Source organism: Bacillales bacterium, assembly GCA_035700025.1.
Classification (GTDB): Bacteria; Bacillota; Bacilli; order Bacillales; family DASSOY01; genus DASSOY01.
The window spans coordinates 1-10,518 of the sequence record DASSOY010000005.1; the positions used below are offsets into that span (position 1 = coordinate 1).

Genomic DNA, 10,518 nt, shown 5'->3' on the forward strand with positions numbered 1-10,518 from the left:
TTTTTTTTATCGTTTACCTTTTGCACAGTTGGGCGTACGAAACTTGCACTTCTTCTCGCTTCGCGGTCGCCGTATAATAGACTTGCATAGCCGCTGCCGAGGAGGTGAGATCCGATGACGCTGGATCAACGGAGTGTTTTCATATTGCGGCGCCTGTTGCATTCGAACGATTACGTGTTCGTCCATGACTTGGAGAGTGAATTGCGCATTTCGCGGCGGACGATTTATTATGATTTGCACAAAATCAATGATTGGTTGGCTGCGCATCAGCTCGAGCCGGTGCAGCGCTCTTACTCGAAAGGGTTTTATCTTTCCGCCGAAACGAAGAAAAAAGCGGCTTTTTACATGGGCCGGCTGCGTCCGCGGGATTATTTTTTATCAAAAAAAGAACGTCTCGCTTACGTGATGCTCTACTTATTGCTCGGTACGGGCCGTGTTCGGCTGCAAGAGCTGGAAGGGCTTGTGAATGTCAGCCGCGTTACGGTGTTCAAGGATTTGCGGACGGTGAAGGATCGTTTGCGGCAGGCGGAGTTGGCGCTCACTTACCACCGGGGGAACGGCTATGTGGTGGAAGGGGATGAAAGTGAAATTCGCCGGTTGCTTGCGCGTGATTTGCTTTCTCTCATGGGGGGTTCGGCGGCGAGCTGGCATCCTTCCGATGACCACCGGTTTCTCAACAGTCCGGCTGCTGAAAGGCTGCGTTTTACGAAACCGCGGTTGACCGCATACGAAACGTGCATTACGTTGGCCGAACAGTCGTTGCATATCGAATGGTCCGACGAGATGATCTCGCATTTTCACGTTTATTTCTACATCATCGCCGAAAGAGTGAAAGCCGGACGGCATGTGGAGATCGACAGCAATGAGCAATCGGCATTGGTGCTGACCCGGGAATATTCGGTTGCGCGGGACATCGCCGAACGGTTGGGCAAGATCGAATCGGTCGTCCTGGATGAGCATGAGACGTGCTACTTGACGAAATTGCTGCTTGGGTCGAAACGAAACACGATGGACGGATTTGTCTCGCAAAACGAAGACATGGAGGCGCTGCGAACCGGGTTGAGGGAGATGATCGAACGGTTTCAGCAGCAGGCGTGTGTTTCCTTCGAAGATCCGCACAAACTCGAAGCCCTTATGTTTCAACACTTGATGCCGGCCTATTACCGGATGAAATACGGGGTCTACGTTGATAATCCGTTGACGGAACAAATCAAGACCCGGTATGCGGAAGTGTACGCGTTGACGAGAATGGTCGTCGATTCGCTTGAAAACTTCGTCGGCCGGGAGATCAACGACGGGGAAATTGCGTATCTCGCGATGTATTTCGGCGGGTGGATGAGACGCCGCGTATATAAAAGGGACCGGAGGAAGAAGGCGGTCGTCGTTTGCGGCAGCGGGGCGGGCACTTCGGCGTTGCTGCGCATACAGCTGGAGCAATTTCTGCCGTCGGTCCGAATCATCGGCACGCGGTCGTTAAGAGAGGAAATCGAGAACGAAAGCGACGTGGATTTTTATTTTTCAACCGTTCCGATGCCGTCCGAAACGAAACCGGTCATTCTCGTCAATCCGGTGCTCACCGACGCGGAACAGCAGCAAATCGCGAATCGCGTTCTCGCGCTGACGGGAGATCAACAAGAATCGGTAAGGCATAAGGTGAATGCCGTCATGGACATCGTGAGTAAATATGCGGACATCCGCGACGAAGAACCATTACAAAGAGAACTGCACCAGTTGTTTCAGTCCGACAACCGTACAGAAAAGGAGACGAGGAAACCGATGCTGAATGAGCTGTTAACGGAAGAAACGATCCGGGTCCAGGCGGAAGCGGGAGATTGGCAGGAAGCGATCAAGATCGCGGCCGAGCCGTTGTTGCAAAGCGGATCCATTGAAGAAAACTATGTCGAAGCGATGATTAACAACGTGAAAGAATTAGGACCGTATATCGTCATCGTTCCGCAGATCGCGATCCCTCATGCGCGTCCGGAACAAGGGGTCAACCGGCTCGGGATGAGCTTGTTGACGTTGAAAGAACCGGTGCCGTTTTCGGCGGAAGCGAAACATGCGGTCCGGCTGATGATCGTGCTTGCCGCGATCGACAGCGAGACCCATTTGAAGGCGTTGTCCCAATTGACCGGATTGCTGGCGGACGAGGAAATCGTAACGAACATTCTTGAATCCGATTCGGCACAGGCGGTATCACGGTTGATTTCCGGCTATTTATCGAATCAAACGGTAGAGGAGGGCAAACGATGAAGATTTTGGCAGTCTGCGGAATGGGTTTCGGAAGCAGCATGGTGCTTCGGATGACCATTGAAAAAGCATTGCAAGCGATGGGGAAGACGGCAACGGTTTCGACCTCGGACATCGGTTCGGCGAAATCGGAAGCGGCGGATGTCATCGTCACTTCGGAGGAGTTTTCCGACTTGCTGAGCGACCGGGGCATTCCGATCGTGACCGTAAAAAATTATGTCGATCAAGGGGAGATCGAAGCGAAATTGCTTCCCGTGTTCGAACAAAAGGAGGAGTAATTCATGGGAGTCATTCATTTTATCGTGAACGAAATTTTGAGCCAGGCGGCATTGCTCGTCGGCTTGATGGCTTTAATCGGCTTGCTGGCGTTGAAAAAATCGATCAGCGACACGATCACCGGCACGTTGAAAACGATTCTTGGGTTTCTTATTCTCGGCGGCGGCGCGGGCATCATCATCGGCGCGTTGACTCCGCTCGGTGCGATGGTCCAGGCAGGATTTCACCTGCACGGGGTTGTTCCGACGAACGAGGCCATCGTCGCCATCGCTCAAAAAAGTTTTGGGGCGGAAACGGCGATCATCATGGCTGCCGGATTTGCTGTTAACCTTATTCTCGCGCGTCTGACACCGGCCAAATATATTTTTCTCACCGGACATCATTTGTTCTTTATGGCCACGGTTTTGGCGGTCGTTCTCGGCAGCGCGGGCATTTCCGGCGTGAGTCAAACGATCATCGGCGGTCTCTTTCTCGGAACCGTCAGTACGATGATGCCTGCACTCGTGCATCCTTTCATGAAAAAAGTCACCGGCGGTGCGCCGTTTGCGCTCGGTCATTTCAATTCGCTCGGCTATATCGTTTCCTCGCTCATCGGCAAAGGCGTCGGCAAAAACAGCCGCACGACCGAAGACATTAAGGTGCCGAAAAATCTCGGCTTCCTCCGCGATTCTTTGGTTATGACCACCTTGACGATGATCATCATGTACCTCATCCTTGCCCTTGCGGCGGGTCCGAAAGCGTTGAGCGAGTTCGCCAACGGCGGAAATTATTTGATGTATGCGTTCATGCAGGCCATTGCGTTCGGAGCTGGCATCGCCGTCATCCTGATGGGTGTCCGCATGATTCTCGCCGAACTCGTGCCGGCTTTTCAAGGCATCGCGAACAAAATCGTTCCAAACGCCTTGCCGGCGCTCGACTGTCCGACAACGTTCACTTTTGCGCCGACAGCGGTCATCGTTGGATTTATCTCCAGCTTGATCGGCGGCATCATCAGCATGTTCATCATGGGACCGATCGGCTTGGCGCTCATTATCCCCGGCATGGTGCCGCACTTCTTTGACGGCGGGACCGCCGGTGTGTTCGGGAACGCGAGCGGCGGACGCCGCGGAGCAGTGCTTGGCGCATTGGTCAACGGGTTTTTGATCACCATCATCCCTGCGTTGCTGCTATCTTATCTTGGGAAGCTTGGGCTGTCGAACACGACTTTTGGGGACACCGATTTCGGCTGGGTCGGCATCGTCGCCGGCTGGTTCGCCCAATTCGGCGTCGCCGGCCTCTACATTGCCACTTTTATCGTATGCGGGTTGTTTGTGGCTCTTGCCAGCATCGTTTCGGTTCGTACGCAGAAAGCGGAAAACCAGAACGGTTCCGGCAATTCCGTTAGTGCATAAAGCATGAGGATTCAGTCTGTCCACCGTGGCAGGCTGAATTTTTTTTTATAAATTAAGCAAATATTAGCAATTGAAGCTGTCGTCCCATGTCGTTTCACGGTATAATTTGTTTATTCATGTCAACGGTTGTCGTCAACGAAAGGATGGAATCGATGGTTCATACATATAATCCGCACCGGCGTTTCATGTGGTTGTTATGTCAAGGCCGATTAATTTTTCCTCAAAATCGCCGGTTTAAAATTCCCCAAAAGGAGCATTCCTGTTAGAAGGTTTTCAGGGACTTGAACAAAGAAAGCCCCCTTGGTATGATGCGGGGTGTCAATTCTTGCCGAAATGACCCCTAATTTAGAACCAAGGAGACTACAATGGATTTTAAACAAAACCAAAAGATTAATCAAGTCACTGAACAAACGCTTGTTATTGGAATGGATATTGCGAAGCGCACACATTTTGCTTGCTTTGTTGATGATCGCGGGCGTGTTCTTCAAAAGGCATTTTCCGTTCAACAGTCCCGTGAGGGCTTTGAGACGTTCTATCACCGCATATTGAAAGCGATGAAAGAATTCGGGAAAACCGAAGTGCTCGTGGGCATCGAACCTACCGGTCATTACTGGCTCAATCTTGCTTACTTTCTTGAGGACATGGGCATCCCACTGGTGATGACGAATCCCATGCACGTTAAGCGTTCAAAAGAGTTGGATGACAATCTGCCAACGAAAAATGATCGCAAAGATGCACTTGTGATTGCACGGCTCCTGAAAGATGGACGATTCAGCTATCCGCGTCTTCTAAAAGATTTCGAAGCGGAACTTCGTGCAGGAGCGACCTTTCGAAGGAAATTGACTGAAGAAATGGGGGCTGTTAAGAATCAAATGATTCGCTGGTTAGACCGCTATTTCCCTGAGTTTACCCAGGTGTTTCCGTCATTCGGCAAGATGGCATTGGCAGCACTCGAATGTACACCATTTCCGAGCGACTTGGCTCAGAAACAACCGGAGGTGATTCTATCTCTATACCGAGAAGTAGAAGGGATGAAATCACCTCAGAAGCCAAAAGCAACTCAACTCATTCATCTCGCAGGTAAGTCAATTGGCGTTACAGAAGGACGGGAGATGGCCCGTTTTGAAATAGCCGCACTCGTTCGCCGTTTCCGTCAACTAGAACAAGAAATCGAAGACATCTCTAAACGCTTAACCGAACTTGTGAAAACATCTGTTGAGTATAAATGGCTTTCTTCGGTCCCAGGCCTTGGGGATGCGACGATCGTTGATCTATTAGCTGAAATCGGCAGTTTCTCACACTATCAAGATCCACGCCAATTAATTAAACTCGCGGGATTAACCTTACGTGAGAACTCGTCTGGTCAACACAAGGGTCAAAAACGAATCTCCAAACGGGGAAGAAGAAGGCTGCGTGCCCTCCTATTCAGGGTCATGATGCCTATGATTCGGCACAATGAAGCCTTTCGTACCATGCACGATTATTACACGAAACGAACCGTTAATCCGTTACGTAAGAAACAATCAATCGTGGTCCTATGCGGGAAGTTACTCAAAGTATTACACGGGATATGCGTAAAGCACACGGCGTTCGATGCACAGCGAATGATGAAGGATATTCCTTGTCTCGGAGAGGCCATGTAACCTCATCCCTTTCAGAATGCTAGACAACAGGATGACACGGAGAAGCTGGCACTATTTATTCCATTCGACCGCGAGTCCCTAAAGGAGCTTCGCTAGCCTCTGCCTTATGACTAGACCGAACGAAGGAATGTAGGCACACGATGCCATGAGACATGGGAGGGTACGTCATCATAAGCTACGCAGAGATCCATTGTGCATCAAATAATGATTTATCGTCACAACCATATTTAACCAGTGACGACCGCGTAGCGCACCCGACTATTGCAAGAGAATCACATATTTAAAAATTAATGTTAAACGTTGTGTCGAAAAATATTTTTTTGACACTTCACCAACGGCTCAAATCGTTGGTATATCAATATTTCTAGAGGGAGGAGGTTACTCCTCCTTTTGGTTTTGCTCTCTTTTCGATCTTAATCGATAACTTTCTCCGCGAACATTAAAGATTCTCAAGTGATGCTCCTCTACCAAACGTTTTGAAATCATAATCGACGCAGCCTCTCTCATATCGTCGGTCCCTGGTTTAAAAGAAAGACCTAACAGAGCAACCCTCTTCCCCTCATGGGAGATCCCGTATTTTTTGATGGTCGCAATTGTTTTGATCCTCTTTTAATGATGGAGCGTGGTTTTGAATATCATTCGATTGGCAGAAAAGCTGTGGGGGAGGTTGTACCCATATTGAAACGAAAAAAGCCGAATCAACGGTTTTTTTAATATTTTTAAAAGTAAATGGTTTCTTAGTATTCGTTCGGTTTTCTGAAAACTCAATTTACACAATGATACGGACTCAACTCAGCAATAAGTGACAAATAGAGAAAAAGATGATAAGTTTAAGATGAATAATTTTCCTTAAGGGGAGAAGACGATGGATCTTGAACGTTTTATGTCCTATTTCGATACTTTGTTTACTTTCTATGCTAGTAATCAAATTTCTATTAGATGGAAACGAAATGCGATGGGAATTATATCTTCAGTTGATTTAGAATCCGAATTGAAACAGGCGGATTCTTCTTTTTCAGAAGAAGAATTTTTGGACGTAGCCTTTGAAACGCTCTCCTTAGTGAAATCAATAGTGATGGAAGAACCTATTTCTGCGGCTCAAGAGAAAATTGAAGCGGTTGAAAAGACATTTCTAAAGGACAAGAAAGACAGAGAGTTCATCTATATTCAATGTTCGACCAATTTAAATAGTATTGATGAAATAGATTATGAGGTTTTAACCAAGAGAAATGAAAATAACTTTAACAATGTGGCAGCTTATAGTTCATTATTAAATATAAAATATAGTGACCCAGATATCAGTCGTACTGAAAGTCCAAACAAGCTCGTAGTTGAGTTATCAAGAAAAGAAATTGAAGTTCTTATCAAAGACTTCCAAAAAATATTAGAAACGTTAAATGATTTGGAGCGAAAGGAGTCTCATGATCATGGCTCTAATAGCTAAGAAATATAATAGAGAAAGAAAAACTTTTATCGAGGGAAAAACAGTCAAGGCTTATAATAAGAAAACCACTGAACACTATTTTAACCCGATTCATCATTTTCAGATTGAGGAAGGTTTAAAAGCAGTATTTCATGAATACAATGGTTATCATCCGACAACTTATGGAGAGATGATAACATTGGATGGGAAAAAGTATCTCAATAACGTAAGTAAGCGGCACGAATCTGTGCAACTTAATTCGAATGTTCTAGGCGGAATGCCTTCTATTGCAAATACCCGAATCCCTTTATCTTTAATACTTGGATGCTTGAGAGATGGGATGACCCTTGGGGAGATTTGTGAGGATTACCAACTTACTCAAGAGCAATTAACAGAGTCAATAAATTATGTAATTGATGTGTTGAATCTACCTTTTTCCGAAGAGGATTAAGAATGAGGCTGTTTTTGGATGAAAATATTACACCGAAGGCAGGGGAGTATTTAAGCGACTTGGGGCACGATGTGACAAGCGTCTACGCAAAGGGAATAAGAGGGACCGATGATGGACAGCTGTTTGAAATTGCGAAAAAAGAATGTCGCTTATTCATCACCCAAAACGGCAAAGATTTTATAAGATTTATACCCCCTCAGTCACCAGATGTTCAGCATTATGGCGTATTATGGTTAACTTTTCAACTTACCCGTTTAAATGCAATCCATTTTTGCAAAGGATTTCACGATTTTCAATGTGCTGGTCAAGCTGAATTGATTGACGCCATTTGGAAAGTCCGTGAGGATGCCAAAGGTAAATTTCAGTTTATAAAAAGGTATCCCAAATAACTTCTGAAAAAATATTTTCTTTGATGAGACAATCATACTCCTTCGTCTCAATTACGTTTAGATCCAAAACTGCCGAAATGATTCGGCAGTTTTCTTTATGCACAATTGGTTATACGAAATTTGAACTGCTTCTCGTTTTTTTCTCGGTATAATGAAAGTAACGATCCGGGTGTAGGAGGTGATTGGAATGGCAACGCTTGATCAGCGCAGTGTCGACATCTTGCGTTGTTTTTTTGCTGCAATCGGAGGACTATGTGTTTGCGCAGGACTTAATGAATGAACTGAAAGTGTCGAGGCGGACACTCTATTATGACATGAAGAAAGTCAACGATTGGTTGACGTCGCAGGCGTTGGAACCGGTTCAACGCTCCTACGCCAAAGGCTTTTATCTTTCCGGGGAGACGAAGCAAGAACGGTTCCGGCAATTCCGTCAGTGCATAAAGCTTGAGGATTCAGTCTGTCCACCGTGGCAGGCTGAAATTTTTTTTTATAAAATTAAGCAAATATTCGCAAATGAAGCTGTCATCCTATGTCGTTTCACGGTATAATTTGTTTATTCATGTCAACGGTTGTCGTCAACGAAAGGATGGAATCGATGGTTCATACATATAATCCGCACCGGCGTTTCATGTGGTTGTTGGGCGGACTCACGGTTGCGGGAATGATCATTCTCAGCTTAATCGTCTCATTTTTGTTTGATCGGAATGTCATGAATGAGACGGAACAAGTAACAAAAGAAGCCGTAGGCGTTCATTTCCGAGCGGTCTTTCCTTCGGTGTTTGGGAAAACCATGACACAGACGGGGGGCGGATACGGCGATTCAACGCAACCGCCGAAAAATTATCAACAGTTAAAAACCGTCGTTTCGATGCATTTTGATTTATACAACATTTTGGATACACGCTTTTTTGATCGAAACGGGCGCATTTATTTTAGTTATGATCGAGATGAAATTGGCGAAGTTAGGGAAATTCAAGGTCCTTTAAAGAAAGCCTTTCACGGTGACGCAGCGATTCAGGAATTGCAAGGGGCGCAGTTGGAAATGTGGATTCCCATCAAAGGGCAAGATGGTTCCATTCGTGAAGTCGCCTACATTAAACGGGATATTTCCACCCAAGTGGCGGCGATCAACCATATGCAGTGGATTGCGACCTTGACGATTTTACTCATTTTCGGCTTGCTTTATTTTTCATTGCGGCAAACCTTTATCCGTTCCACAAATGTGATTAAACAACGGAATACGGAATTGAATCATTTGGTGCGATCTTTAGAAAATACATATGATGCTTCCTTAGAAGCCTTAAGTACAGCCCTTGATTTGCGCGATAACGAAACCGAAGGCCATAGTTTGCGTGTGACCGCTTATTCCATTAAGTTAGCCAAACAAATGGGCTTGTCCGAGGAACAGCTCGTCTCTATGGCCCGCGGGGCTTTGCTCCACGACATTGGGAAAATCGGCATTCGAGATGACATTTTATTAAAACCCGGACCGCTTGATGGGCAAGAATGGCAGATCATGAAATCTCATGTCACGATCGGAGCAAACATGCTGGCGTCGATTGATTTTTTGAAACCTTCCTTACCGATTATTCAATACCATCACGAAAGGTGGGACGGGAAGGGCTATCATTCAGGATTAAGCGGCGAAGACATTCCGATCGGTGCACGAATCTTTGCACTATGCGACACGTATGATGCCATCACGTCGGATCGTCCTTACCGCAAACGGCAATCCCATGAGGAGGCTGTCCAGGAGATTAAGCGTTGCCGCGGCACCCAGTTCGACCCTGCGGTCGTCGATGCATTTTTATCCATTTCTAAAGAGGAATGGCAAGCTTTGGCTAATGTATCCGACAGGCGCGAGGGTAATTTTTCAATCAAACCCTTACTTCATTTATAAAAAAGCTTGAGATTTCCTCGGTCTGAACAGAAATGAGATTCGATCGGACAAGGGTGACGAACATGTATGCATTTATCATCAACGCTCAATCCGGCCATGGGAAAGGGCGGCGGATTTGGGAGAAGGTACGTAAGAAAGCGGACCGGTTGGGGCTCGAGTATGAGTTTTACTTAACCAATCAAAAGGCGGATGTGGCGAAGGCATTTGAAGCACTCGCGCGAAATCAAGAACTGAAGGCGGTCATTGCGGTAGGGGGCGACGGCACGGTTCAGGGAATGCTGTCCCATGTGATGGATCTCGACCTGCCGCTTGGGGTCATTCCTGCGGGGTCTGGAAATGATTTCGCGCGGGCATTAGCGGTGCCGCCGTCACCTGAGCAAGCTTTGGATTACGTATTAAACGGAACAGTGAGCGATATGGATCTGATTCAAATCGACGAAAGATATGGCTTAACGATTGCCGGTACAGGCTTAGATGCCGAGGTCGCCTTTCACTTTGACCATTCGTGGTACAAGCAGACGCTCAGCGCTGTGAAGCTGGGGACGTTAGGCTACCTATTCAGTTTACTAGCCGTTTTTTTAAAATTTCAGCCGGTGTCGTTGTCCTTAACCATTGATGGCAAAACCTATGACTATAAAAATGTCTGGATGGCCGCGGTAGGTAACACGCCTTATTATGGCGGGGGAATGAAGGTCTGTCCGGCCGCTAAACCCGACGACGGCATGCTGGAAATCTGTTTGATTCATGGAGGAACGCCGTTAAAATTATTGTTTGGGATTTTACCGCGAATTTTTT

The 10,518-nt window shown here is 46.8% G+C and carries 10 protein-coding genes and 1 pseudogene; 10 read left to right on the top strand and 1 reads right to left on the bottom strand.

The window, feature by feature from the left end; genetic code table 11:
- Positions 1-114: 114 nt before the first annotated feature.
- The 4 genes from VFK44_00940 (at position 115) to VFK44_00955 (ending at position 5,560) form a co-directional block, all read left to right on the top strand.
- The gene (locus VFK44_00940) at positions 115-2,253 is read left to right on the top strand and encodes a BglG family transcription antiterminator (protein ID HET7626927.1); all 2,139 of its coding nucleotides are present in this window, start codon (positions 115-117) and stop codon (positions 2,251-2,253) included.
- Positions 2,250-2,528 carry a PTS sugar transporter subunit IIB gene (locus tag VFK44_00945; protein ID HET7626928.1) on the top strand — a complete coding sequence of 93 codons (279 nt, stop codon included), beginning with the start codon at positions 2,250-2,252 and terminating at the stop codon, positions 2,526-2,528. Before VFK44_00940 ends, VFK44_00945 begins: the two co-directional genes overlap by 4 nt.
- A gap of 3 nt (positions 2,529-2,531) precedes the next feature.
- Positions 2,532-3,917, top strand: a complete 1,386-nt coding sequence (locus VFK44_00950; protein ID HET7626929.1) for a PTS ascorbate transporter subunit IIC — start codon at positions 2,532-2,534, stop codon at positions 3,915-3,917.
- Between the two features lie 365 nt (positions 3,918-4,282).
- On the top strand, positions 4,283-5,560 hold the full coding sequence (locus VFK44_00955; protein HET7626930.1) for an IS110 family transposase: 1,278 nt from the start codon (positions 4,283-4,285) through the stop codon (positions 5,558-5,560).
- Positions 5,561-6,019: 459 nt separating this feature from the next.
- Here the strand turns inward: VFK44_00955 and VFK44_00960 are convergent.
- Positions 6,020-6,127 (bottom strand): annotated as a pseudogene (locus VFK44_00960) (UDP binding domain-containing protein).
- Positions 6,128-6,425: 298 nt separating this feature from the next.
- On the opposite strand from VFK44_00960, the gene VFK44_00965 reads away from it, so the two are divergent.
- The 6 genes from VFK44_00965 to VFK44_00990 all read left to right on the top strand — a co-directional run.
- Positions 6,426-7,004: a hypothetical protein gene (locus VFK44_00965; protein ID HET7626931.1), complete on the top strand. Its 579-nt coding sequence runs from the start codon at positions 6,426-6,428 to the stop codon at positions 7,002-7,004.
- The gene (locus VFK44_00970) at positions 6,988-7,434 is read left to right on the top strand and encodes a DUF433 domain-containing protein (protein ID HET7626932.1); all 447 of its coding nucleotides are present in this window, start codon (positions 6,988-6,990) and stop codon (positions 7,432-7,434) included. The genes VFK44_00965 and VFK44_00970 overlap by 17 nt, the downstream gene beginning before the upstream one ends.
- Positions 7,435-7,436: 2 nt before the next feature.
- Positions 7,437-7,823, top strand: a complete 387-nt coding sequence (locus VFK44_00975; protein ID HET7626933.1) for a DUF5615 family PIN-like protein — start codon at positions 7,437-7,439, stop codon at positions 7,821-7,823.
- Between the two features lie 182 nt (positions 7,824-8,005).
- Entirely contained in the window at positions 8,006-8,371 is a 366-nt protein-coding gene (locus VFK44_00980) for an HTH domain-containing protein (protein HET7626934.1), read from the top strand.
- 47 nt (positions 8,372-8,418) lie between these two features.
- Positions 8,419-9,723, top strand: a complete 1,305-nt coding sequence (locus VFK44_00985; GenBank protein HET7626935.1) for an HD-GYP domain-containing protein — start codon at positions 8,419-8,421, stop codon at positions 9,721-9,723.
- Between the two features lie 62 nt (positions 9,724-9,785).
- A partial coding sequence (locus VFK44_00990; GenBank protein HET7626936.1) for a YegS/Rv2252/BmrU family lipid kinase occupies positions 9,786-10,518 on the top strand: 733 nt, incomplete at its 3' end.